The organism is Streptomyces sp. NPDC093109, from assembly GCF_040701725.1.
GTDB lineage: Bacteria > Actinomycetota > Actinomycetes > Streptomycetales > Streptomycetaceae > Streptomyces.
The window spans coordinates 19,186-42,641 of record NZ_JBFBEZ010000012.1; the positions used below are offsets into that span (position 1 = coordinate 19,186).

The following is a 23,456-nucleotide window of genomic DNA, read 5'->3' on the forward strand; positions in this document are numbered from 1 at the left end:
GGCTGACCGGGGCGCGGTGACCGGCCCTCTGTGACCGGCCCTCGGTGACCCGGTGCCACCACCCGAACGGACCAGCCCGCATGGCGGCGGGACCGGGCGGCGGTGAGGCTTACAGGCAGTCTGCCAGGGAGGTTTCCCATGTCCGACACACCGCGCACCGAGACCCCGCACATACGCAGCAGTCCGCCCCACGTGACGCTCCGGCGTACCGTGCTGGCGGTCATGCTGTCCTGCGCGCTGCTGTTCACTTCGGCGGCGTGCGGCAGCGGCACCAAGAACGCCACCAGCACACCCGGCCAGGCGCAGCAGGTCCAGGAGGTCCAGGACGCCGCCGACCTGATGGCGGCGGACCCGACCCCCACCTCCAGCGCCGAGAAACGGAAGTTCGCCAAGACCCGCTTCGTGGCCGACGCCGCGCTCGCGGCCGGCGCCGCGTACCAGTGGATCATCAAGCCCTACAAGAAGGGCAAGTTCAAGAAGGGCGCCAAGGGCCGCAAGCTCGCCCTGGTCAAGGCGGGCCTCGCGGGCGCCTTCACCTACAACCGCCTCAAGGCGGCCACCAAGAACGCCAAGGGCGACCCGCTCCTCTCCAAGGCGCTGGCCCCTCTGACCGCCGGCATCGACTCCCTCAAGGGCCTCGGCACGAAGCTCCGCAAGGGCGACGCGAGCAGCAGCGACGTCGGCAACTTCGGCAACATCATCAACAAGGTCAAGGACGCCGGCAGCGGCGCGGGCGCACCGGTGAAGGACAAGGTGCCCTCGCTCTCCCAGCTCAACAAGGGCTGACCCGACCGGATCCGTACGCAGCACGACGACGGCCCCCGCACCGGAGTGCGGGGGCCGTCGTCGTAGCGTGCGGCGTGGCGGTCGTACGGTGTGGCGGTCGTACGGTGCGGCTGGTCAGCCTCGCTGTATGCCCGAGGTGTCCTGGAGGACGCCGCGGCGGCCGTCCTGCGTCTGGGCGATCAGGGCGGCGCCGCGCTGCTCGACCGCGAGGTACCAGGTGCCGGGGGCGAGTTCGGCGATGGGCGACGGAGAGCCGTCCTCGCCGAACAGCGGCCGGGCCACCGGGACGGCGAACCAGAACGGCGCGAAGTCGCCCGCCGGGGCTGCTGCGTCCGCCTGGGCCGCAGCCGGCTGGGCGGACTGCGCGGGCTGGGTGCTGCCGAAGGGGGACGCCTGGGCGCCCGCCGGCTGGCCGGTGTCGGCGCCGGGCTGCGCGCCGTACGTCTGCGGCTGGCCCTGCGCGCCGAAGGACTGCTGGCCGCCCGGGTAGCCGTACCCCGGTCCGGCCGGAGCGCCGGGTCCGCCCGGCTGGCCGGCGTACGGCCCCGGGACGGCCGGCTTCGGCGCGCTGATCAGCGCGACCTTCAGCGGCGGCAGCAGCGGCGTGGCCACCGCGGCGCCCGCGAGCACCGCGGCACCCAGGAAGCCGAGGATCTGACCGCTGCCGGCCTTGCCGTCACCGAGCAGGTACCACAGCGCCGTCCACGCCGCGAAGATCGACAGCGCCGTGCCGAACTGCCCGAGGTCGAGCCCCGCCAACTTCCGCGGCTGCGGCAGCGCGCGAGCGGTCACGATCAACGCCGCCGCGATGACCCCGGCCAGATGGATGCTCATCACCACACCCAGCAGGTCCCATGCCTTCACACCATTGGTGTAGGACGAGTCGTAGAAATTGAGGAACGAGGCGATGAACAGCAACACCGCTGCTCCGATCACCACGCCGTCGCCTCTAGTGAGGGAGCGGATGTTCACGTGAAAAGTCCTTCGGTCAGTCGTCTCGTCGGGGCGGTCGTCGCTGCCGCTGCTGGGCCCTTTCCGTACGGGACCCAGGCGGTGCACGGTGCGAAGCTCGGGGGCGGCTCCCTATCGTACGGATGAATGTAACGCCTGTCCGATGGGGGCGTCTGCCCGGTATCACGCCTGGTTATCCGGCCGTTACTCGGCCCGTACCTGTCCCGCGCCTGTCCCGCGCCTGTCCCGTACCTGTCCCGCCGCTGTCCGAAGGCTGTGCGCGCGTGTGTCCGGCGGGCCGCCCGTCCCGTCCGGTTTACGGGTTCACTTCTCCAGGAAACCGCTGATGCCACCGGCCAGGCCACGTGCCGCTTTCTGCCGCCATTCCGCGCTGGTAAGCAGAGCCGCGTCCTTCGAATCGCGCATGTTGCCGCATTCGATGAACACCTTCGGAACGGTCGAAAGATTCAGGCCGCCGAGATCCGAGCGCACATCCAAACCAGTACCGCTGCCGATGTAGTTGGCGGGTGCGCTGCCGGTCTCGCGCACGAAATTCCCCACGATACGTTCACCAAGTTCACGCGAGGGCCCCACGATCGCGGAAGTATCCGCTCCACCGCCTTTGACCAGGGCGGGGAGAATCACATGGAATCCGCGATTACCGGCGGCGGAACCGTCCGCGTGGACGGAGACGACGGCGTCCGCCTCCGCGGTGTTGCCGATTCGGGCCCGCTCGTCGATGCAGGGGCCGAACGGGCGGTCGTTGTCGTAGGTGAGGGTGACGGTCGCGCCCTCCTTCGCCAGCAGATCGCGCAGCCGGTGGGCGACGTCGAGGGTGAACTCGGCTTCCGGGTAACCGGCGTTGGTGGAAGTGCCGGTGGTGTCGCATTCCTTGCGGGTGGTGCCGATGTCGACCTTTTTGTTGATCTCGGCGGTGTGATCGCGATTGCGCGGATTGTGGCCGGGGTCGATGACAACGACCTTGCCGGCGAGGGGCCCGGAAGGAGCCGTCGTGGGGGCGGTCGGGGCGGTCGGGGCTGTGGGGTCGCCGCCACCGGGAACGTCGTCGGCCGGCGCGGAGGCGGACGCCGGCGCCGAGGCCGACGCCGAGGGGGAGACCGCGGCCTTCGCGGCGGGCGGACCACCGTCGCCGTCGCTCTCCCCGGCGCCGCTCACCCCCTGCCACACGAGCACTCCGGCCAGCGCGGTCGGCACCAGCGCGGCGACCGTGACGGTGAGGCGGTTCCGGCCGAAGCGGCTGCGGACGGGCTGCGGACTCTCGTCGTACGACACCGTCGCGATGCTAGTGGGCGGAGTCAGATTCCCGGCGGCACTCGGCGCAGGACGCGCAGTGAGTCACTCGCCGAGACCTCCGCGAAGGCGCCCGACTCCAGGGCCCTGCGGTACACGCGGTACGGGGCCTGGCCGCCGTCCGCCGGGTCGGGGAACACATCGTGGATCACCAGCAGCCCGCCCTCGGCCAGATGCGGTGCCCAGCCCTCGTAATCCCCGTTCGCGTGCTCGTCGGTGTGGCCGCCGTCGATGAAGACGAGCCCGAGCGGGCCGCCCCACACCCGCGCGACCTGCGGCGACCGGCCCACGACCGCGATCACGTGGTCTTCGAGCCCTGCCCGGTGGAGGGTGCGCCGGAAGGACGGCAGCGTGTCCATCAGGCCGCTCTCCGCGTCGACCAGCGTCGGATCGTGGTACTCCCAGCCCGCCTGTTGCTCCTCGCTGCCGCGATGGTGGTCGACGGTGACCGCGACCGTCCCCGCCTCCCGCGCGGCGGCGGCCAGCAGCAGTGTGGAGCGCCCGCAGTACGTGCCGACCTCCAGCAGCGGCAGCCCGAGCGCCCCCGCCGCGACGGCCGCGCCGTACAGGGCGAGCCCCTCGAGTACGGGCATGAACCCCTTGGCGGCCTCGAACGCGGCGAGGACGTCGGCGGCGGGGACGTCGGTGGCGGGGGCGTCTGCGGCGGGGACGTCGGTGGCGGGGCCGACGGGCATGGGGCGCTCCTGGCGGTGTACGGGGTGCGGGTGCGGGTGCGGTTCACGAGCTGCGGGGTGCGGGGGTGCGGGTTACGGCCCGCCCATGCTGCCTGACGCCCGGGTCGGCACGGGCGCCGGGGGTACGCCCGTACCGCCGAGCCTCCGTCAGCCCGAGCCTCCGTCAGCCCGCGACCGTACCGCTCCCGCTGTGCTCCTGCGCCTGTGGCGCACCACTGCCCTGCCGCGCCAGCACCAGGTCCACCTCGACCGGCACCCCGTCGCCCGCGTACCGCGCCGGGCACGCGTGCGGCGCGTGGCCGCTCGCCGAGCCCGCCAGTACGTACGCGCCGGCGCTCGGGGGCAGCAGCGCGAAGCGGCCGTCCTCGTCGGCGGTGGTGAGACCGGCCTGCCGGCCACGGTGGTCGATCAGCGTGACGTTCGCGCGCGCGACCGGCGTACCGTCCGCGTCCCGCACCCGCCCGTGGAACCCGCCGGACCCGGCGACCAGCGTCGTCGACGGCTCGGCGGCGGGGGCCGCTACGGGTGCGGGCACGGGCGAGGAGACGGCCGCGGCCGTCGCCGTACGCCGCGACGGCAGGAACGCGGCCAGGACGAGCCCGACGGTCACCGCGCCCGCCGCGATCCCGAACGAGATCCGGAAGCCGTGCAGGGACGGCATCGCCACCCCGCCCGACACGATGGAGGTGTGCGCCAGCACCATGCCGATGACCGCGCTCGACACCGAGGTGCCGATGGACCGCATCAGTGTGTTCAGCCCGTTGGCCGCGCCCGTCTCCGACGGGTCGACCGCGCCGATGATCAGCGCGGGCAGCGAGGAGTACGCGAGGCCGATGCCCGCGCCCACGATCACCGAGACGAGGATCGTCTGCCACACCTCGCTCATCAGGCCGAGGCCGGCCCCGTACCCGATGCCGATGATCAGCAGCCCGAGCATCAGCGAGACCTTGGGGCCGTAGCGGGCCGCGATCCGCGCGTACACGGGGGCCGTGAACATCATCGTCAGCCCGAGCGGCGCCACGCAGAGCCCCGCCACGACCATGGACCGGCCCAGGCCGTAGCCGGTGGACTCGGGGAGCTGGAGCAGCTGCGGCAGGACGAGCGAGATCGCGTAGAAGGCGACCCCGACCATGATCGAGGCGAGGTTGGTGAGCAGCACCTCGCGCCGGGCGGTGGTCCGCAGATTGACCAGCGGCGCTGCGCTGCGCAGCTCCATCAGGCCCCACAGCAGCAGGATGACCACGGCGAGCGCGAACAGCCCGAGCGTGGTGGGCGAACCCCAGCCCCAGTCGCCGCCCTTGGTGATGGGCAGCAGCAGGGCGACCAGCCCGGCGGAGAGGCCGAGCGCGCCGGCCCAGTCGAAGGTCCCGGCGGCCCGCACGGACGACTCCGGTACGAGGAAGAAGGTGAGCGCCATCGCCAGCACACCGAGTCCGGCGGCGCCGAAGAACAGCGCGTGCCAGTCGGAGTTCTGGGCGATCAGCCCGGCGACGGGCAGGGCGAGCCCGCCGCCCACACCGATGGACGAGCTCATCAGCGCCATCGCGGAACCGAGCTTCTCGCGCGGCAGCTCGTCGCGCATGATGCCGATACCGAGGGGTATCGCGCCCATGGCGAAGCCCTGGAGCGCCCTACCGATGATCATGATGATCAGGTTGTCGGTGAATCCACAGATGATCGATCCGATCACCATGACGGCGAGGCTGGCGAGCAGCAGCCGCCGCTTGCCGAAGAGATCGCCGAGCCGCCCCATGATCGGGGTGGCGACGGCGCCGGCGAGCAGGGTCGCGGTCATGACCCAGGTGGCGTTCGCGGGTGCCGTGTGGAGCAGGGCCGGCAGGTCCTTGATGACGGGCACGAGCAGGGTCTGCATCACGGCGACGGTGATGCCCGCGAAGGCGAGTACGGGGACGATGGCCCCGGAGGCGCGGCTCCGCGGATCCGGGGGCAGGGTCCCGGGAAGCTGATCGGTCGTCGTCTGCGGCATTACGTGCGGCCTCCGGGTGGGGCGAGTGGGGGACGGGCGGTGAGCGGGACGGGCGGTACGTGGGGCGAACGGGACGGGCGGTGAGCGGGACGGCCGGGGCCGGCGCAAAATCATCGCAAAGTCGTTGCCCTATGAAACCTTCTAGCTCAACCCGCGCCTTCGTCGCCCTATTCCGGCGAACATATGACGAATAAATTCCGACGGATCCAACGGCGGTCCGGTCGGGTTCGATCCGGTCGCCGACCGGGTCCCGTCGTCGCCCGGTCTCGTTGTCAGACCCCCGCGCTACGTTGTCGGCATGACTCAATTCGTGCTGGTGGCGGGGGCGTGGCTCGGGGCGTGGGCGTGGGACGAGGTGGTGCCCGAGCTGCGCGCGGCCGGGCACGGCGCGCACGCGCTGACGCTGTCGGGCCTGGCCGAGAGACGGGACGAGCCGGCCGGGCAGCGTACGCACGTCCAGGACATCGTGGACGAGGTGGTCCTGCACGATCTGCGCGATGTCGTGCTGGTCGGGCACAGCTACGCGGGCATCCCGGTCGGCCAGGCCGCCGAGCGTATCGGGGACCGGCTGGCCCGGGTCGTCTTCGTCGACTCCAACATCCCGGCCGACGGCGAATCGTTCGCCTCCACCTGGTGGCAGGGGCCGGGCGTGCTGGAGCCGCTCATAGCCGCGAACGGCGGCTCCTGGGCGCCACTGACCGCCGCCGACTGCGCAGGCCAGGAGCTCACCGACGAGCAGATCGCCCGTTTCCTGGCCGGCGCGACCCCGCACCCCGGCGCCACCCTGACCGAGCCGGCCGCGCTGACCGGCCCGCTCGGCGCGCTGCCCGCGACGTACGTCAAGTGCCTGCTCGACGGCCCAGAACCCGCGGACGACGTGGCGAAGCTGCTGACGGGCGAGCACTGGCGGCTGGTCGAACTGGACACCGGGCACTGGCCGATGTTCTCGCGACCGCGCGAGCTGGCCGGGATTCTGCTGGGGGCGGCTACGGAGTCCTGAGCGGTGCGGCTCCACGGGAGCCGGTGGACGTAGCCGGAGCCGTAGCCGGGAGCCCCTCGGGGGGCGCCGTCAGCCCTGGCCGTCCCCTTCCCTGTCCCCTTCCCTGTCCCCGTCCCCGTTCCTGTCCCCGTTCCTGTCCCCGTTCCTGTCCCCGTTCCTGTCCCTGTCCGCGGCGGCGGGCCAGCGCCGGGTCGATCACGGTCTCGCCGGTCAGCACCCGGCGGATCGCCCGGGCCAGTTCGTCCACAGGACCGTCCTTCACCAGGAACCCGGCGGCTCCCGCCTCCATCGCCCGCCGCAGACCCGGGCCGTCCGAACGTCGCCAGGATCAGCACCCGGCAGTCGGGCACCTCGGTACGGAGCAGCGCCGCCGCGTCCAGCCCGCTCAGCCCCGGCAGTTCGCTGTCCAGCAGCGCCACGTCCGGCCGCGCCACCAGCGCCGCGTCGACGATCGCGTCCCCGCGGCCCACCTGGGCGACGACCTCGATGTCAGGCTCCATCCCCAGCACCAGGGCGAGCCCGCCGCGCACCATCCGCTGGTCCTCGGCGAGCAGGACCCGCACACACTTCGCCGGCCTGTGGTCCCGCGGCATCTCCGTCACGGACCCAGCGTAGACAGCCGGGACCCGCCGGGCTGGTCGCGCCGACGGCGTGATGCGTGATGCGTGATGCGTGCGGGGATCGTGATGCGTGCGGGGATACGGCGAGAGGCCGCCACGGCGTTCCTCGCCGTGACGGCCTCTCGTAGACCAGGCCCCTCGTCGGGCCCCCTCGTCAGGCCGCGTCGCCGCGCTCTCCCGGGCGGCGGTGGCGACCGTGGGCGGGGGACGCGGAGTCCTCCGCCGGTGCCGCGCCGCCGCGGTGTTTCCCGTGGCTGTCGAGGTCGCCCCGGGCCGTGGCCGCGGCTCCCTGCGGGCGGCTCTGGGACGTGTCGGTTCGGGTTTCGGACATGTGGGAAGTCACCCCGTCGTGATCGCTTCTTCTGTGGCGCAGGGCCCGGCCTCCCCGTACCGCCCCGACAGCGGCACGGGCACCGTCCACTTCACACGTACCGACAGAACTCCAGGTCAGTACGGTTGCGCGGGCCCCGACCGGAATTCTAGGGTGTCGCCCCGGGTCCTGTCGGCGCTGTCCGGGCGGCCGGTGAGTGGCGCCTGCTGCAATGGCACCGGCCTGCACATCACAGGAGTGCGTGGGGCGGCGTCCGGTTCCCAGTCCGGGTATTCCGTTCGCCCGGATTCCGATTCCGATTCCGCTCCGGAGCCGGTGTGCGGCATCGGCCCCCGCGCCGTCTCCCGCGCCATCTCCTGCGTCATCTCCCGCATCGGCTCGGGTTCATGCCGCGGAACCACCGTCGCCATCCCGCACGGCACCGCCTCCGTCGCGTACGGCAGCCGCAGCACCCCGTCCGGGGTCCACAGCCCGGATCCCGCCAGCCACCCCTGCGGCGCGGGCAGTTGCGCCAGCCGCCGGTCCGCGGGCCGCCACACCCCCAGCCAGCTGCCCGCCGCGCCGTCGATCCGCAGCGCCACCGCGCAGCTCTCCGGCATCAGCACCTGACCCGGCTGGACAGCGAAGGGAGTCACCGCGTAGTCCGCGGGTCGCAGGCACTCGGGGAACCGCACCGGCCGCAGGCTGCCCAGCACGCCCCAGCCCAGCCGGTCGTGGCCCGGCGCGTCCGAGCGGATCAGCAGCAGTCCGCTGTCGGCGTCCGCGAGCAGCAGCCGGTCGTTGCTCTCCTCGGTGATCTGGAGGAGCGGCGTCACCTCGCCGCCGCGCCCCAGATCCACGGCGACGGCCTTGACCACGCCGTCCCGCTCCCGGTCGAGCGCCAGCATCCGTCCCGTACGGTCCAGCCAGACGCCGCCCGAGCAGCGGCCCGGCACCTCGGCGACCAGCTCGGGCCCGAACGCGCCGCCCGCCACCAGCCAGAGCGTGGTGGACCGTTCGCCCACGACCAGGGCGTACGCGCACCGGCCGTCGGGCGAGGGCGGCAGTATCGTCAGCGACCGGCACTCGACGGCGCCCATGGGGACCTGCCCCGTTCCCGGACCCGTCGGGTAGAGCAGCGAGAAGTCGTTGCGGTCCGCCACCCGCCGGCTGATGAGCACCCGCCCGTCGGCCAGCGGCAGCACCTCGGTCTCGGGCTCCTCAGGCTGGTCGAGCGGGAGCGATACGGCGTAGGGCTCGGGCCCGCCGAGGGTCCACCGCTCGGGGAACCACGCGTCACACGCGTCACCGTTCCCGGGAAGGCCGTATCCCGGGGTGCCCTGGGTGCGCTGGGCGCCAGGTGTGCCCAGGGTGAGCCGGGCGGCATAGGCACCGTCCGCCGTGATCGCGAACTCCGTAGCACAGGCCGTCATCGGTCTGTCACCTCCGGCGACGAAGCTAGTTTTCGTACTCGCTGCCGAACAACAAGTGACACCCCTCTTCACACATAAGGGTGGCCGACTCGTGATTCGCCTGAAAGCGAGGGACGACTGTGCTTCGTGCCGCTTCCCGCTGCTTCATGTGGGCGACGAGAGCGAGGAAAAGGAGGCCGACCGGGCGCCGCACGGGCGGCAGGTAGCCTTTGTGGCGTGCCCCCTGTCCCTGCCCCCGTCCCGTCCGCGCCCCGGCTGTCCGAAGTCCTCGCCGCGCTCGACGCCCTCTGGCCCCCCGAGCGGGCCGAACAGTGGGATGCCGTCGGTACGGTCTGCGGCGATCCCGACGCCCCCGTGAACCGCGTCCTGTTCGCCGTCGACCCCGTCCAGGACATCGCCGACGAGGCCGTGAAGCTCGGCGCCCAGCTGATCGTCACCCACCATCCGCTCTATCTGCGCGGTACGACGACGGTCGCGGCCGGCACGTTCAAGGGCCGCGTCGTGCACACGCTCATCAAGAACGACATCGCGCTGCACGTCGCGCACACCAACGCCGACTCCGCCGATCCCGGTGTCTCCGACGCCCTCGCGGGCGCCCTCGACCTGCGGATCCTCGGCCCCCTCGTACCGGACCCGACCGACCCGGCGGGACGGCGCGGCCTCGGCCGGATCTGCGCGCTCGACCACCCGGCCACCCTCCGCGACTTCGCCGCCCGCGTCGCGCACCGGCTGCCGGCCACCGCGCAGGGCGTCAGGATCGCCGGCGACCCGGACGCGCTGGTGCGTACGGTCGCGGTCAGCGGCGGCTCGGGCGACAGCCTCTTCGACCGGGTACGCGCGGCGGGCGTGGACGCGTTCGTCACCGCCGACCTGCGCCACCACCCGGTCTCCGAAGCCACCCAGCACTCCCCGCTCGGGCTGATCGACGCCGCGCACTGGGCCACCGAGTGGCCCTGGTGCGAGCAGGCCGCCGCCCAGCTCGACGAGGTCTCCGACCGGCACGGCTGGGACCTGCGGGTGCATGTCTCGAAGACGGTCACCGACCCCTGGTCGGCGCACCAGGCCTCCCCCGTCCCGTACGCTCCGTCCTCCGTCACGCACGCCAGTACCCCGCCCCCCTCGACCCCTGCCTCTCCCTCATCCTCCTCAGGAGCCCCCAACTGAACGCCGCGCCCGCCGACCAGATCCGACTTCTCGACGTCCAGGCCCTCGACGTACGGCTGTCGCAGCTCGACCACAAGCGCACCTCGCTGCCCGAGCACGCCGAGATCGAGTCCCTCACCAAGGACCTCGCCCAGCTGCGCGACCTGCTGGTCGCCGCGCAGACCGAGGAGAGCGACACCGCACGCGAGCAGATCAAGGCCGAGCAGGACGTCGACCAGGTCCGCCAGCGCGCCGTGCGCGACCAGCAGCGGCTGGACTCCGGCGCGGTCAGCTCGCCCAAGGACCTGGAGAACCTCCAGCGCGAGATCGTCTCCCTCGCCAAGCGCCAGGGCGACCTGGAGGACGTCGTCCTCGAAGTCATGGAGCGCCGCGAGTCCGCGCAGGAGCGGGTGACCGAGCTGACGGAGCGCGTCTCCGCCGTACAGGCCAAGACGGACGACGCCGTGGCGCGCCGCGACACCGCGGTCGCGGGCTTCGACGGCGAGGCGGCGACGGTCGCCAAGGAGCGTCAGCTCGTCGCCGATTCCGTACCGGCCGACCTGCTCAAGCTGTACGAGAAGCTCCGCGTCAAGGAGGGCGGGGTGGGCGCCGCGCGCCTGTACCAGCGCCGTTGCGAGGGCTGCCGGCTGGAGCTGAACGTCACCGAGCTGAACGACGTCAGGTCCGCCGCGCGCGACACCGTCCTGCGGTGCGAGAACTGCCACCGCATCCTGGTCCGTACCGCCGACTCGGGTCTGTGAGCGGATGCCGATGCCCACGTCCCAGCCCACGTTCGTGGTCGAGGCCGACGGCGGCTCCCGGGGCAACCCGGGACCGGCGGGATACGGCGCGGTCGTACTCGACCCGGTGACGGGCGAACCGCTCGCCGAGGCAGCCGAGTACATCGGTGTCGCCACGAACAACGTCGCCGAGTACAAGGGCCTGATCGCCGGTCTGAAGGCCGCGCGGGCGCTGGATCCGGCGGCGCCGGTCCACGTCCGGATGGACTCCAAGCTCGTGGTGGAGCAGATGTCCGGGCGCTGGAAGATCAAGCACCCGGACATGAAGCCGCTGGCGGCGGAGGCCGCCCGCATCCTCCCGGCGAGCCAGGTCACGTACGAGTGGATCCCGCGCGAGAAGAACAAGCACGCGGACCGGCTGGCCAACGAGGCGATGGACGCGGGGAAGCGCGGCAAGCAGTGGCAGCCGTCGTCGTCCACGGCGGCGCTGGACGCGAGCGCGGCGCGCTCGGCCGCCGCTTCTTCTGTTGCCGCCATCGTCGAACCGTCCGGCACGCCCGGTGACGCGGCGGCAGGCGCGGCGAGGGCGCGGGCGGCGCTGGCGGGCGGTCGAGCGCCGGTGACGTCGACCCTGACGGCCGAGGATTCCGCTACGACGGGGGTGGGCGGGACCGAGACGGAGTCGGCAGGCTGGGGCTCGTCCGCCGACCTCGGCGCGCCGACCACCTTCGTCCTGCTGCGGCACGGCGAGACGGCTCTGACCCCGTCGAAGCGCTTCTCGGGCAGCGGCGGCACGGACCCCGAGCTGTCGGCGATCGGCCGGAGGCAGGCCGACGCGGTCGCCGCGTCGCTGGCCGCGCGCGGCACCATCCAGGAGATCGTCTCGTCACCGCTGAGGCGCTGCCGCGAGACGGCCGGGGCGGTCGCGGCTCGGCTCGGCCTGGAGGTGGTGGTCGAGGAAGGGCTGCGGGAGACGAACTTCGGCGCCTGGGAGGGCATGTCCTTCGCCGAGGTGCGCGAGAGCTACCCCGACGACCTGAGCGCCTGGCTCGCCTCGCCCGCCGTGGCACCGACCGGCGGCGGCGAGAGCTTCGCGACCGTCGGCCGCCGGGTGTCGGCGGCGCGCGACCGGCTGCTGGAGCGTTACCGGGGCCGGACGGTGCTGCTGGTCACGCATGTCACCCCGGTGAAGGAGCTGGTACGGCTGGCTCTGGGCGCGCCGCAGGAGTCGCTGTTCCGGATGGAACTGTCGGCGGCGTCGCTGTCGGTGGTGGCGTACTACGCGGACGGCAACGCGTCGCTGCGGCTGCTGAACGAGACGTCTCAACTGCGCTGACCGGTAGGGAAGGTGGGCCGGCGGGGTCGAAACACATCACCCCGCCGGCCCACCTCCTGAACCACTACGGCTGAACTACTTCACCAGTTCCGACAGACAGAGCGTCGTGGTCTCGCGGTGTCTGCGGCTGGTCTTGTGCGTCTCGCGGTACTGGGAGTACGGGGCCTCGCACTGGCTGTCGGCGGGGTTGCGCTGCTCGACCTTGAACGCGGCCGAACTGTCGGTGCAGCCGACGATCTCGAAGTCCGGGCTGATCGAGGTGCCGGTGTTCTTCATGCAGTCACCGACCTGGGCCTCGCTCGCGTTGTTGGAGCCGCCGCCGAAGAAGTAGTAGACGCCCGCGGCGACGAATACCAACAGAACGGCGACGAGACGGATTTTGGCCATCACCGATTTGAAGGTGCGCTTCGGAGGGGCCGGCGCCGGTGCCGGGGGCTGCGGTCCCGGCGGCCCGGGGTACCCGTAACCACCCTGCTGGGGCTGGGGATAGCCGTACGGAGGCGGAGCCTGCTGCGGGTAGCCCTGCGGCGGCGGACCCTGCGGCGGGTAGCCCTGCTGCGGGTAGCCGTAGGGCTGGGGGACGGGCTGACCGTACGGCGGATAGCCGCCCTGGGGCGGTGGAGGCGTGGACAGGGTGGTGCTCCCTCGTTGATGCCATAACCTGCGATTAATGACGTATGCACGTCAACGCAAGGCGGACTCCGGGTACGTTAGTCGCCGGAGTCCGCGTGAGGAATGGCCGGGAGCACGCCGTAGCGCGGCGGTAGCAGAGCTGTGACGCGTGCACCGCGTGCACCGCGTGCACCGCTACCGACGCAGCGCCGATGCCTCGCGCGCGAGCGCCTCGACCCGGGCCCAGTCCTTGGCCGCCAGCGCGTCCGGCGGCAGCATCCACGTACCGCCGACGCAGCCCACGTTCGGGAGCGCCAGGTAGGCCGGGGCCTTCTCCGCGGTGATGCCGCCCGTGGGGCAGAAGCGCGCCTGAGGGAGCGGCCCGGACACCGACTTGAGATAGGCGGGGCCGCCCGCCGCCTCGGCGGGGAAGAACTTCATCTCGGTCACCCCGTGCTCAAGCAGCGCCACGACCTCGGAGACCGTCGACACCCCGGGCAGGAACGGTACGCCGGAGTCGCGCATCGCGGTCAGCAGCGCCTCCGTCCACCCGGGGCTGACCAGAAACCGCGCCCCGGCAGCCACCGAGTCGGCCACGGCCCCGGGAGTGACCACGGTCCCGGCCCCGACAACCGCGTCCGGCACCTCGGCGGCAATGGCCCGAATCGCCTCCAGCGCCGCCGCCGTCCGCAACGTCACCTCGATCGCGGGCAACCCACCGGCCACGAGCGCACGGGCGAGCGGGACAGCATCAGCGGCGTCGTCGAGCACGACAACGGGCACGACGGGGGCAAGGTCAAGCACGGAGGTCATGCACAACATCCTGCCGCGCCGGGTCATACTCCGCAACGATCGTTGCGGAGGGCGCAAAGAGGCTGGTGGCGCGGGTTGGTGGGTGTGGGGCCGCCCCTCCTGGTGTGAGTGTCGCGTCTCCGTGACAGGTGTAAAGGGCGCTCCTAACGTCGCGTCGCTGCGCGATGACCTTCGGTCACCCTTGACTCCTGTCCCGGAGTCGCAAGTGCGGGTGTGGGAGGGGCGGCTGGGGGGTGAGGGGTTGCCCGGGGGGTCGGCCGGACTGCCGCTCGGTTCAGGGTCCGGCGGGCGGGTGGGCCCTGCGGGGCTGCGCGGCAGAGGAGAGGGGCGGTCCGACACCGTCTCGGCGGCCGGCGGTCCGCTGTTTGCTGAGACTCAGGCCCCGCTGGTAACTCCGGGTGGGGGAGGGGCTGGTGGGGCGTGCGTGGCGGCAAGTGGGCTCCCGGAGGCGGTCTTTGCATCCAGAAGGGCGTCTAACGCACCTCAGGACACATGTGCCGTCCGGAGGGGCTCTCAACCGCCTTCCAAACCACCACATATGGGACAGATTGACGGGTGGTGGAGTGCTTGATCCCGACGACGGTGACGCTACGGCCATCTGTCGGGCCGGAAGTGGCTCCAACGTCGCACTCCCTGCTCCCGGACACCGCCCGGAGACCCCCGGCCCCCGGACCGGCCCGAGGACCCCGACCGGACAGCAGGCGCCACCCGCCTCCCGGGTACCACAGCGCAACGGTGATCAGCGGGGCATGAGTGCCAGCCGACAGGCGGCCGTCAGCCGCCGAGACGAGCCCGGCAGCCCCATTCAAAGAGCGCGCAGCCCCGCAGGGCCCACCGGCCCGCCGGACCCTGAACCGACCGCCAGAACAGCAGACCCCCCGGGTAACCCCTCACCCCCCGGCCGCCCCTCCCGAAAAGCCGCACTTGCGACTCCGGGACAGGTGTCAAGGGTGTAGCGAAGCGAAATCGGCGCAGCCGACGCGACGGAGGAGCGCCCTTTACACCTGTTCCGGAGTCGCGACACTCACAGCTGGAGGGGCGGCCCCGTTCCCCACAACCCGCGCCACCCTCCCACCCACCCCGACGGGCCTCGGCCTGAGGCGCCGGCCCGCACCCCCGAACGCGACCGTCAGTGGATCTCCCGTACCACCACGTCCAGGGACCACGGCCGGTCCGTCCTCCCGCCCGTCGGGGGCTTCGGTTCGACGGTGTATCCCAAGTCCCGTACGGTCTCGACCAGTTCGGCCGGGGTCTTCGGCCGGGCGCCGGAGGTCAGCAGGTCCCGTACCAGGCGGCCCTTCGTCGCCTTGTTGAAGTGGCTGACCACCGACCGCTTCTCCGTGCCCGTCGCCGGGTCCACGCGCGCGTGGAGTACCCGTACCGTCGCCGTGCGGCCCGCCAGTCCGGCCGTCGGCTTCCAGGCCGTCGCGTACGCGGCGGAGCGCAGGTCCAGCACCATCCCGTCGCCCGCCGCCTCCGGCAGCGCCGGCTCCATCGCAGTCCGCCAGTGCGCGCCGAGCGCGCCGATGCCCGGGAGTTTGATCCCCATCGAGCAGCGGTACGACGGGATGCGGTCGTTCACCCGTACCGCGCCCCACAGTCCCGAGAAGACCAGCAGCGACGCCGTCGCGCGGCGGCGGGCGGCGGGGTCGAGGGTGGCCAGACCGAGCGCGTCGTACAGGACGCCGGTGTAGATCTCACCGGCCGTACGCGTCCCGGCCGTACGCAGCTCCGCGTTCTTGGCGACCTCGCCGCGCAGCCCCTCGCTCAGCCCGAGCACCTGGCGCGCCTTCTCCTCGTCGGCGGCGCACAGCTCCACCAGCTCATCCAGTACGGCGGCCCTGGCCCCGGCCAGCCCCGGCAAGGAGAGGGACTCCGGCTTCAGCGGAGCACCCCGTCCGGATGGGGCCTTGCCTTCGGACGGCGGCAGCAGGACGAGCACGTTGCTTCTCCTCGAACGGACGGACGGACGGTACGCGGCTATCCGTGCCAGGGTAGCCAGGATGACCGGCGCGGCCGGGACGGCCGGGCCAGCCGGGGCGGCCGGGGCAGCCGGGCAAGGGCGATGCCCGAGGCGTTCCGGGCTGTGTCCGACGGGTAGCATGGCACCCACGGCAGGCGAGCCGGGCGGACGGTCGCGTCAAGATCTTTGATCTTGCCGAGGAACGTCCGGGCTCCACACGGCAGGGTGGTGGGTAACGCCCACCCGGGGTGACCCGCGGGACAGTGCCACAGAAAACAGACCGCCGGGGATTTCGGTCCCCGGTAAGGGTGAAACGGTGGTGTAAGAGACCACCAGTGCCCAGGGTGACCTGGGCAGCTAGGTAAACCCCACCCGGAGCAAGGTCAAGAGGGAGCGTTTCGGCGCTCCTGCGCGGACGTTCGAGGGCTGCCCGCCCGAGTCCGCGGGTAGACCGCACGAGGCCGGCGGCAACGCCGGTCCTAGATGGATGGCCGCCTCCCCGGCCGCCGCGAGGCGACCGGGAGACAGAACCCGGCGTACAGCCCGGGTCGCTCTGCCGCGTATGAGAAAGAGCCCCTGACCAGGAGAAATACCAGGTCAGGGGCTCTTTCGCTTCTCGGGGCCCTGCATTCGCCTACTCACTCTTTGTGACTGTGGCCGTGCGCAGCCACGCGGCGAGTTGGAGTGGGGTCGGTCGTTGGGAAGCCGGGGCGGACAGCGTGGCCCTCAACGCCCCCAAGAAAGAAGGCCACGGCTTGTCGGCCGACGCCAGAGGCACGTGGCCTTCGCCGATGATGCGTCGAAGCTCCGGCGCCGTCATCTTTCCGGTCGACACGCCAGCGGCCTCGTAGTCCAGGGGCCAGCTTCCCGTGCACGCCCACCAGAGGCTTGAGGCGAGCGTGTACACCTCGTCCTGCTGCGTGGGGGCCACAGGGCGGATGCCCTCCTCCACGGATGCGGCCAACTGCGGAGAGAGCAGGTGTACGAGTCCTCCCCGGAACATGTACGACGGCGAGAGGTCCGGCGACCACGCCCACGAGCAGTCGACGAGGCGGACCCCCGCAGCGGTGTGGATGAAGTGCTGGGGCTGAAGATCCCCGTGTACCCACCCGGCCTGATGAAGTGCCCCCACGGCTTCGCACACCGCGACCGCAGCGTCTCGGGCGGGGCCGAAACCGTCGCGTCCCTCCCGGACATCCCGAAAGAGGTCCCAGGTCGACGGGCCTTCATACCAAGGAGTGATCAACCAGGCAGCTTCCTGCGAGCGACCGAAAGAAGGGGGCGGCCCGCCGTGATGAGGCATGCGTTCCAGGACGGCGGCCTCACGCGAGGTGATGGCGGCGCCCTCGCCCCGCCCCACCTTGACCGCTACGGCTCCGGCTGGTCCGCGCGCCTTCCACACGGCCGAGCCGCGCCGGTCGCTGATCAGTTCCCACTGAGCCGTACCGCCGCACAGTTCTCGTGCTTTACCACGCGCCTCCACCGGACAAATGGGTTCTCGCGTCTCCATCTTCTCGCCTTCCTCGGTTGCCGTATGGTGTCTCGCGTTTCCCGGCCACGGAGTGATGGCCGGGCTTCGTGTTTTCTCGGGTCGGGAGTGATCTTGGGGTACGTGCAGCTTCTGCGACGGGGGCCGGTCGTCGGGCTCTGGATCGGCCAGACGTGCTCGGTCTTCGGCGATCGCCTGTACGCCATGGCGATCATGTGGATCGTCTGGCAGAAGTCCGGAGCGGCGGCCATGGGCCTCGTCGCGGTCGCCGAGTCCGTGCCGTACATCGTCTTCGGCACCATCGGCCGACGCTTGGTGGCGCGCTGTAATTCCCTCCGGGCGCTGGCGATCGTCGACCTGTTCCGTGCCGGACTCGTCGCTACGATCCCGCTCGTCTGGTCACACGCCGGATTCATCGGGGTCCTGGTCCTGGTGCTTCTGATCGGTGCCGGCGGAGCCCTGTTCGATCCCAATCTCTCCGCGCTTGTTCCCGACCTCGTGCCGCCCGCCCAGGTGCAAGGCGTCAACGGCCTCATGGACCTCTCGGGCCGCATCGCCCGGATCGCGGGCCCCGGAGCCGCCGGTGCGCTGCTTGCTCTCATGCCCATGACCGCACTCTTCTGGGTCGACGCCGCCACCTTCGTGGCATCGGGGATCGCCCTCATCTGCCTGGCTCCGGCCGCCACCCGTATGCGGCGAAAGGCCCCGAAGGTGCCTGCCGCGCCGCCCGCTGCGCGGGCAAGGGCGCGCGACCTGCTGAAGGGGCGGCCCGACACAGCTGCGGCCATCGGCGTGCACGGGGTCGGTATCGCGTGCACGGCCGTCGCCATGGCCATGCCCGCGCTCCTGGCCGATCGGCTCGGAGCCGGTGCTGCCGCGTACGGCGCGATCCTGGCGGCCACGGGCGCCGGGTCGCTGGTGGGCAACACGGTTGCCGGGCACGTCCAGCTCAAGGGGCCCGCTCCGGCCCTGTACTGCGGACTGTGGGCGCTGTCCGGGGCTCTGCTGGCGCTGACCGGCGCCGCCTTCTCGCTGCCCTTCCTGCTGCTCGTGGCGGTGCTGTCCGGGATGGTCGCGCCGTTCCTCCAGATCACTCTTGCCACCCACCTTTCGCGCTTCGAAGGCGCCGCTCGGCTGCGGCTGATGTCCGTGGACCTCACGGTCATCCGTACCGCCGGTACCGGCGCGATGCTGTTCGTCCCTGCCCTCGCGGCCCCCAACCCCACGGTCGCCTACGCCATCGCCGGGCTCACGACGGTCCTCGTGGGCGGCTTCAGTGCGTTGTGGCTGTGGCGGCGGACGCCGAGCCGGGCGATGAACGAGGACGCGGTGGCCCGCGAGCTGGTCCGCGAGTGACGGCGGGCCCCGGCGTCGCGCTCCGGGGCCCGCCTCTTGCGGTGTCAGTGCCTGGGGGCGGTTACTCGACGATCAGCCGCCAGTGCGACACGTCCACGTTCTCCAGCGGGATGCCGAGCTGCTGGTAGATCCGCTTGTGCATGGCGCCGAACCAGGCGTTCTTCCGGTCGCTGAAGAACTCCTCGTCGTACCAGGCGACGCCGAGGATGACCGTGCCGCCGCCGTTCTCGTTGCCCTGCTCGGCCTCGAAGTACGTGGCCTGCCAGTCCCAGAGCATCAGCTCCTCGGGCCGCTCGCGGAGCCGCTTGTCCGACTCCTCCAGCGACTCGATGCAGCGACGGGCGGTCGCCTCGTCGGGGCAGTAGTAGGTGCACTCGCTCCGCACGAGCGGGTGCTTGTCGCCGCGACGGGCGGCGTCGGTGTCCTCACCGTTCAGGACGCGTACCCGCGTGGGGGCGTCCTGGGCGAGGAACTCCTTGAGGATGGTCACGGTGGTGCTCTCCTCTTCTTTCGTCCGATGGGACTACCAACCCGTCCCGGCGACCGGGAGCAGGCTGGGGCTGGAGCCGTCGCGGATGGCGAAGCCGCCGGGCGCGACGAAGCGGATGTTCAGGCCGATACGCGGGCTGGTGCCGGCATTCGGCCCGGAGCAGTGCACGGTGCGGGTGTCCATGAGCACGCCGTCTCCCATGGCGGCCGGGACCGGCAGGCCGACAACGCCTTCGGGCGGCTGGACACCCAGTGCTCGACCGCGAGCGGCGCCGTTCGCGTCCTCGGCCTTGTAGGGGAGGTATCCGGCGCGCTGGGAACCGGGCACGATACGCAGGCAGCCGGATGTCTCGGTGGCCTCGGTGAGGGCCAGCCAGACGGCCACCGACCGCAGCGGGTCGAGCTCGATACGGTCGTTGATGCCGTCCTGGTGCCACGGCACCTCGAAGTCGGCGCCGGGCCACTTGATGAGGAGGAACGTGTTCTCCACCGCGAGATTCGGCCCCAGAAGTTCCGCGACCGCGTCCAGCAGCGACGGAGAGACGACCGCGGAACGTGCCCACTCCTCGGAGTGATGCGGGTTACGGACGACTTCCGTCCGGCTGGGACCGTACGTGTCGATCAGTTCCGTGACCCAACCGAACACGGTCTCGTCGGGGGCCCAGGCCCTGAGCGCACGGAATCCGGGAAGTCCTAACGGCCCGTTGTCCGCCGAGGTCCCGCCGGTCTCCACTTCCATCACGGTCTCCTTAGCTCGTGTGACGTTCGGTTCCACATCTGGTCAGGGGTCCGCGGTGACGCGGGTGATCGGCCGGTACACGGTCATGGCGCGGCCCATTCGCCATGGCGGGCGGCTCTCGAAGAGAAGGATCTTGTCTCCGCTGTGGCCCGCCCTCATGTCCGCGACCCTGTGGTGCTCCCCGTCGAGCCGGACGTAGTCGCCCACCTCGACCTCGCGCGGGCCCATCGTGCTTGAGTAGGTTCCCGGCGAGGGCCTGATGGGCAGCGCCGGCTTCGGTTTCTTTCGCTCGTACATCAGCTCCTCCACGTGCCGAGGATGAGGGCGGTGCCGACCACGAGGACCGTCAGGAAGTTGATGATCTGTTCGTTCCTGGGGCTCACATCACCGCTGCCAACTGAGCTCTCATACGTTCGTGAAGCAGTGGGCTCCCGAGCTCGTCCAGCCGGAGCCAGCGCACTTGGCCCGTCTGTTCCATAGAGGGCAGGACGGCGCCCGAGTGGGCGTAGAAGAGGTACCGGAAGCCGAATCGCAACCGCGATCCTTGCTCCGCTTCTGCCACCTCGATCAGGAGGGGGCCTTCGATGCCGGGAGGCGTCCACACGTCGTAGACGCCGTAGTTCTCCTTCAGCACCCGAATCGCGGTCTGACCGAGGCTGGTGTCCTCCTGGCTCGGCGAGTCCTCGATGAACCCCCACTGCCTTCCGTGCCAGAGGGCGAGAGTCCGTTCCTGTTCATCGACGAGCACGGCCCCCACCCTGACCTGCGGGCACCGTTCTTCGTGGGAGCAGTGCCGGAGGCGCGAGTGGCTGAGCATGACGTCGAACAGAGGCATCAACGTCAAGGTCTCGTCGGGGTGGAGGTGGAGGTAGCGGTTGATCTCTCTGGCGATGGCACTGTCATCGACGCTCACGGCAGCTCCGTCCCGACGACCTGTTGTGCTCGCGAGGCACCGCGTTCCCGCACTCCGCTGCCAAGGCGCAAGCGGTTGGCACGGTTCGTTTGCAGCTCGCGCTTCTCCTCGTCGGTCGCGTTCTTGCAGTGACCCTGCGGGGTGTTCCAGGTCAAGCCGGAGGGCCGAACGAGGGTGAGCACATCGCCGTTGACGGCGATGACTTCTCCCGTCTGGCTCCGAGCCCGGTCCCTTACTACGTCCCCTACTTCGTGAGGAATCACGGACGCGCCGCCTTCAGCACTCGCGTGAGCCTCTGCGCGCCTCGGAGCTGGATCGAACCGAGCACGAAGAGTTCACCATCGCGGTGAAGGGCCGGAAACGTTAAGCCAACGGCCGTGAGCGCGGCCTTGAGCTCCTTGTAGGTCTGCGCCGGGACGTCATCCTCGGTCGGGGGTGCGGTTTGGGGGAGAGACATGAGTTACCAGCTCCTTGGAGCAACTACCCGCCCTTGCAGCGGTCTTGGGGTGGCTGCCGCACACCCCATGTTCCTCACGAGCAAGGTTGCTCGCAAGATATGTCGCTACAAAAATGTCTCACGGGCAGTATTGGCATATGCGCAAGGCGGTAACCTGCGTCTCGGGAGGTAGCAAATGACCGACGCCCAGCCGAACGTCCATCGGCGCAGACTCGGGCTTGAGTTGCGAGCACTTCGGAACGGGGCAGGCATGAGCCTGGCCGAAGCAGCCACGGCCCTGGAGCTGTCCGGATCGTCAGCCCTGAGCAAGATCGAGAACGGCAAGCAGCGCGTGCCGGCGATCACTCTGGCGGGATACTTCGAGGTCTACGGCCTCACTGATGACCTTCGAAAGCACAAGATCCGCACCATCGCTACGCTGGCGCTGTCCGGCAAGCGGAGCAACCTGTTCGAGCAGTACCGGCAGTCCATCCGTGACCCCTTTGCCGAGTACCTCCACCTCGAAGAGCTGGCCAGCCGGAACGAGACCTGGTCGTACGTCGTGCCGGGGCTGCTCCAAACTCCCGACTACGCCAAGGCGGTTGTGGAGCGGAGCCGGAAGTGGCAGACCGGGCGGGAGATCGACAACTTCGTAGAGCTGCGGATGGCGCGTCAGCAGGCACTCACGCGGGAAGACCCACTGCACCTGTGGTGCGTACTGGATGAGGCCGCGCTCCATCGTCAAGTTGGTGGCGTCGAGGTCATGAAGGCGCAACTGAAGCATCTGCTCGTTGTCACGGAGGAGCACAAGAACGTAGCGATACAGGTTCTCTCGAACGAGCGCGGTGGCCACGCCGGCATCGATGGCCCCTTCCACCTCCTACACTTCCCCGCAGGGCCGCCGGTCGCCGTGGTGGAGCCGCTGACAACCGCCATCTACCTGGAGGAAGATAGCGACATCGGTCGTTACGAGACGGCGTTCAACCATCTCCGCAGCGAGGCCCTCGATGCGGACGCCTCCCGGCGATACATTCACGACTTGATCAAGGACTGAGCATGAACAAGAAGGTCGATCTCACCAACGCGGCCTGGGTCAAGAGCGACCAGAGCAACGGTGGCGACAACTGCCTGGAGATCGCATTCGTAGACGGCGTGGTAGCCCTCCGCGACTCCAATGACGTCGGCGACCCCGAGGCCAAGATCCTTGTCATCTCCGAAGACGACTACCGCGCCTTCACCGGCGGCGTGTCCAAGGGCCAGCGCAACCTTCTCCTCCCCTGATCCGCAACGCCGCACGCCCGAGGCTCCGTAGCCCTTAAGCAGGACTACGGAGCCTGTCGGGCTGCCGGCAGCGCGGGCGTGGGCCGGCGGCGGCCGGTCGGCGCTGAGCACACTGCCGGGTCCCGATCCACTGGGGGCGGTCCATGTGACGGCCGTGTTCGTCGCCGCGCTGGGGCTGGCGCTGTGGGGGAGGACCGGATTCCTCGGTGTTCTCGCCGCATACGACGACACCGTCACCGCGATCGTGAACGGTCGGTCGCCCGGCTTCTGAGAACGCGAATCCACCGCGACGGTCAGTGGTCAGTGGGCTTCTTCGCCCTCCAGGACGGCGCGCTGCGCGACCAGGGAGGGGGCGTGCTGGTGCCCTGCCTTGAAGGCGGCGCCGTCGGTCGAGGCGTCACGTTCCTCTTTGTGCCCGGGGTCGCTGAAGCTCAGCCCGGCGCCGTTGTCGGTGCCGGCCACCTTGCCCTTGCTCTGCTGCTTGACGTGGAGGGCCTCATGGCCGAGGGTCTCGTCGTTGTTGGCGCCCGCGCCGAGCACGATGTGATTCTCGACCGTGTAGGCCTTTGCCCCGATCGCCGCGGCTGAGCGCTGGGCCACGAGGCCCGTGTGCAGCTGAACACCGGAGAAGTTGGCCTGGTGGAAGGACTCCAGCTTGGTGCGCCTGGGGGCGTCGATCGGCCGGCTCGGAGAGCTCAGGGCCTTGGTGACCAGGTCGAGCTGTTCGGTGGGGGTATGGCCGCAACCCGCGTCGTGTGCGTGCTGTTCCTGCTCCGGGTCGTACCGCCGGGAGACGGCCTTGTTGCCGATGGAACGCTGGAGCGCCAGCATCGCCGCGGGATTCATCGGCCCCGCGGTGACGGGATTCACCCGCGCGGCGGGCGCGACCGTCGGCCGGTGCGTGGTGTTGGCTTGCCCGGTCGGTCGCTTCTCCTGTGCGTACATGGAATTCGCTCTCATACGGTCGACGTGGGTGGGGCTGTTCCCATGATGAACCGTGCGCGTCCGTCATGGGCCTGTTACCGGGGTACGGGTGAGGGCAGACGCGCGTCC

At 70.8% G+C, this 23,456-nt stretch carries 24 protein-coding genes, 1 other RNA gene and 1 pseudogene; 10 read left to right on the forward strand and 16 right to left on the reverse strand.

Features of this window, described 5'->3' with window-relative positions:
• Positions 1-138 precede the first annotated feature (138 nt).
• Positions 139-786 (forward strand): hypothetical protein, encoded by a 648-nt coding sequence (locus AB0389_RS13930; RefSeq protein WP_366395610.1) that lies wholly within the window; start codon positions 139-141, stop codon positions 784-786.
• Between the two features lie 114 nt (positions 787-900).
• Here AB0389_RS13930 and AB0389_RS13935 read toward each other — a convergent pair whose 3' ends face one another.
• The 4 genes from AB0389_RS13935 to AB0389_RS13950 all read right to left on the reverse strand — a co-directional run bounded on the left by AB0389_RS13935 (position 901) and on the right by AB0389_RS13950 (position 5,730).
• Positions 901-1,758, reverse strand: coding sequence for a hypothetical protein (locus AB0389_RS13935; protein ID WP_366395611.1), 858 nt, complete (start codon positions 1,756-1,758; stop codon positions 901-903).
• A gap of 303 nt (positions 1,759-2,061) precedes the next feature.
• A complete protein-coding gene (locus AB0389_RS13940) occupies positions 2,062-3,039 on the reverse strand; it encodes an N-acetylmuramoyl-L-alanine amidase (RefSeq protein ID WP_366395751.1) in 978 nt (325 codons plus the stop codon).
• A 14-nt stretch (positions 3,040-3,053) separates the two neighbouring features.
• Positions 3,054-3,743, reverse strand: coding sequence for a class I SAM-dependent methyltransferase (locus AB0389_RS13945; protein ID WP_366395612.1), 690 nt, complete (start codon positions 3,741-3,743; stop codon positions 3,054-3,056).
• A 163-nt stretch (positions 3,744-3,906) separates the two neighbouring features.
• Complete coding sequence (locus AB0389_RS13950) at positions 3,907-5,730, reverse strand: MFS transporter (protein ID WP_366395613.1); 1,824 nt, start codon at positions 5,728-5,730, stop codon at positions 3,907-3,909.
• A 298-nt stretch (positions 5,731-6,028) separates the two neighbouring features.
• On the opposite strand from AB0389_RS13950, the gene AB0389_RS13955 reads away from it, so the two are divergent.
• Positions 6,029-6,730: an alpha/beta fold hydrolase gene (locus AB0389_RS13955; protein WP_366395614.1), complete on the forward strand. Its 702-nt coding sequence runs from the start codon at positions 6,029-6,031 to the stop codon at positions 6,728-6,730.
• 178 nt (positions 6,731-6,908) lie between these two features.
• Here AB0389_RS13955 and AB0389_RS13960 read toward each other — a convergent pair.
• The 3 genes and pseudogenes from AB0389_RS13960 to AB0389_RS13970 form a co-directional block, all read right to left on the reverse strand.
• Positions 6,909-7,323: pseudogene (locus AB0389_RS13960) on the reverse strand (response regulator); the annotation flags it as partial.
• Positions 7,324-7,504: 181 nt separating this feature from the next.
• Positions 7,505-7,681, reverse strand: coding sequence for a hypothetical protein (locus AB0389_RS13965; RefSeq protein WP_366395615.1), 177 nt, complete (start codon positions 7,679-7,681; stop codon positions 7,505-7,507).
• A 116-nt stretch (positions 7,682-7,797) separates the two neighbouring features.
• Complete coding sequence (locus AB0389_RS13970) at positions 7,798-9,093, reverse strand: hypothetical protein (RefSeq protein ID WP_366395616.1); 1,296 nt, start codon at positions 9,091-9,093, stop codon at positions 7,798-7,800.
• A gap of 216 nt (positions 9,094-9,309) precedes the next feature.
• Between AB0389_RS13970 and AB0389_RS13975 the strand changes: the two genes are divergently transcribed.
• From AB0389_RS13975 to AB0389_RS13985, 3 genes are read left to right on the forward strand one after another with little or no spacing between them, the layout of a single operon-like run.
• A complete protein-coding gene (locus AB0389_RS13975) occupies positions 9,310-10,257 on the forward strand; it encodes a Nif3-like dinuclear metal center hexameric protein (RefSeq protein ID WP_366395617.1) in 948 nt (315 codons plus the stop codon).
• Positions 10,254-10,997 (forward strand): C4-type zinc ribbon domain-containing protein, encoded by a 744-nt coding sequence (locus AB0389_RS13980; RefSeq protein ID WP_366395752.1) that lies wholly within the window; start codon positions 10,254-10,256, stop codon positions 10,995-10,997. Before AB0389_RS13975 ends, AB0389_RS13980 begins: the two co-directional genes overlap by 4 nt.
• A gap of 10 nt (positions 10,998-11,007) precedes the next feature.
• On the forward strand, positions 11,008-12,312 hold the full coding sequence (locus AB0389_RS13985) for a bifunctional RNase H/acid phosphatase (RefSeq protein WP_366395618.1): 1,305 nt from the start codon (positions 11,008-11,010) through the stop codon (positions 12,310-12,312).
• Positions 12,313-12,387: 75 nt separating this feature from the next.
• Here the strand turns inward: AB0389_RS13985 and AB0389_RS13990 are convergent, their stop codons facing one another.
• The 3 genes from AB0389_RS13990 to yaaA form a co-directional block, all read right to left on the reverse strand.
• Complete coding sequence (locus tag AB0389_RS13990; protein ID WP_366395619.1) at positions 12,388-12,699, reverse strand: hypothetical protein; 312 nt, start codon at positions 12,697-12,699, stop codon at positions 12,388-12,390.
• Between the two features lie 420 nt (positions 12,700-13,119).
• A complete protein-coding gene (gene eda / locus AB0389_RS13995; RefSeq protein ID WP_366395620.1) occupies positions 13,120-13,737 on the reverse strand; it encodes a bifunctional 4-hydroxy-2-oxoglutarate aldolase/2-dehydro-3-deoxy-phosphogluconate aldolase in 618 nt (205 codons plus the stop codon).
• 1,129 nt (positions 13,738-14,866) lie between these two features.
• Positions 14,867-15,679, reverse strand: a complete 813-nt coding sequence (gene yaaA / locus AB0389_RS14000) for a peroxide stress protein YaaA (protein ID WP_366395621.1) — start codon at positions 15,677-15,679, stop codon at positions 14,867-14,869.
• Between the two features lie 177 nt (positions 15,680-15,856).
• Between yaaA and rnpB the strand changes: the two genes are divergently transcribed.
• Both rnpB and AB0389_RS14010 read left to right on the forward strand, forming a co-directional pair.
• An RNA gene (gene rnpB / locus AB0389_RS14005) (RNase P RNA component class A) lies at positions 15,857-16,255 on the forward strand.
• Positions 16,256-17,312: 1,057 nt separating this feature from the next.
• Complete coding sequence (locus tag AB0389_RS14010) at positions 17,313-18,545, forward strand: MFS transporter (protein WP_366395622.1); 1,233 nt, start codon at positions 17,313-17,315, stop codon at positions 18,543-18,545.
• A gap of 61 nt (positions 18,546-18,606) precedes the next feature.
• Here the strand turns inward: AB0389_RS14010 and AB0389_RS14015 are convergent, their stop codons facing one another.
• The 5 genes from AB0389_RS14015 to AB0389_RS14035 all read right to left on the reverse strand — a co-directional run bounded on the left by AB0389_RS14015 (position 18,607) and on the right by AB0389_RS14035 (position 21,143).
• Positions 18,607-19,035 carry a hypothetical protein gene (locus AB0389_RS14015; RefSeq protein WP_366395623.1) on the reverse strand — a complete coding sequence of 143 codons (429 nt, stop codon included), beginning with the start codon at positions 19,033-19,035 and terminating at the stop codon, positions 18,607-18,609.
• Between the two features lie 33 nt (positions 19,036-19,068).
• Positions 19,069-19,773 carry a phytanoyl-CoA dioxygenase family protein gene (locus AB0389_RS14020; protein WP_366395624.1) on the reverse strand — a complete coding sequence of 235 codons (705 nt, stop codon included), beginning with the start codon at positions 19,771-19,773 and terminating at the stop codon, positions 19,069-19,071.
• 42 nt (positions 19,774-19,815) lie between these two features.
• Complete coding sequence (locus AB0389_RS14025) at positions 19,816-20,070, reverse strand: hypothetical protein (protein ID WP_366395625.1); 255 nt, start codon at positions 20,068-20,070, stop codon at positions 19,816-19,818.
• 82 nt (positions 20,071-20,152) lie between these two features.
• Positions 20,153-20,686 (reverse strand): NUDIX hydrolase, encoded by a 534-nt coding sequence (locus AB0389_RS14030; RefSeq protein ID WP_366395626.1) that lies wholly within the window; start codon positions 20,684-20,686, stop codon positions 20,153-20,155.
• Between the two features lie 259 nt (positions 20,687-20,945).
• Positions 20,946-21,143: a hypothetical protein gene (locus AB0389_RS14035; RefSeq protein ID WP_366395627.1), complete on the reverse strand. Its 198-nt coding sequence runs from the start codon at positions 21,141-21,143 to the stop codon at positions 20,946-20,948.
• A gap of 175 nt (positions 21,144-21,318) precedes the next feature.
• Between AB0389_RS14035 and AB0389_RS14040 the strand changes: the two genes are divergently transcribed.
• The 3 genes from AB0389_RS14040 to AB0389_RS14050 all read left to right on the forward strand — a co-directional run bounded on the left by AB0389_RS14040 (position 21,319) and on the right by AB0389_RS14050 (position 22,674).
• Entirely contained in the window at positions 21,319-22,176 is an 858-nt protein-coding gene (locus tag AB0389_RS14040) for a helix-turn-helix transcriptional regulator (protein ID WP_366395628.1), read from the forward strand.
• Between the two features lie 2 nt (positions 22,177-22,178).
• Positions 22,179-22,403 carry a DUF397 domain-containing protein gene (locus AB0389_RS14045; protein ID WP_114658942.1) on the forward strand — a complete coding sequence of 75 codons (225 nt, stop codon included), beginning with the start codon at positions 22,179-22,181 and terminating at the stop codon, positions 22,401-22,403.
• Between the two features lie 145 nt (positions 22,404-22,548).
• Complete coding sequence (locus AB0389_RS14050; protein WP_366395629.1) at positions 22,549-22,674, forward strand: hypothetical protein; 126 nt, start codon at positions 22,549-22,551, stop codon at positions 22,672-22,674.
• A gap of 29 nt (positions 22,675-22,703) precedes the next feature.
• Here AB0389_RS14050 and AB0389_RS14055 read toward each other — a convergent pair whose 3' ends face one another.
• Positions 22,704-23,363 carry a DUF4157 domain-containing protein gene (locus tag AB0389_RS14055; protein ID WP_366395630.1) on the reverse strand — a complete coding sequence of 220 codons (660 nt, stop codon included), beginning with the start codon at positions 23,361-23,363 and terminating at the stop codon, positions 22,704-22,706.
• Positions 23,364-23,456 lie beyond the last annotated feature (93 nt).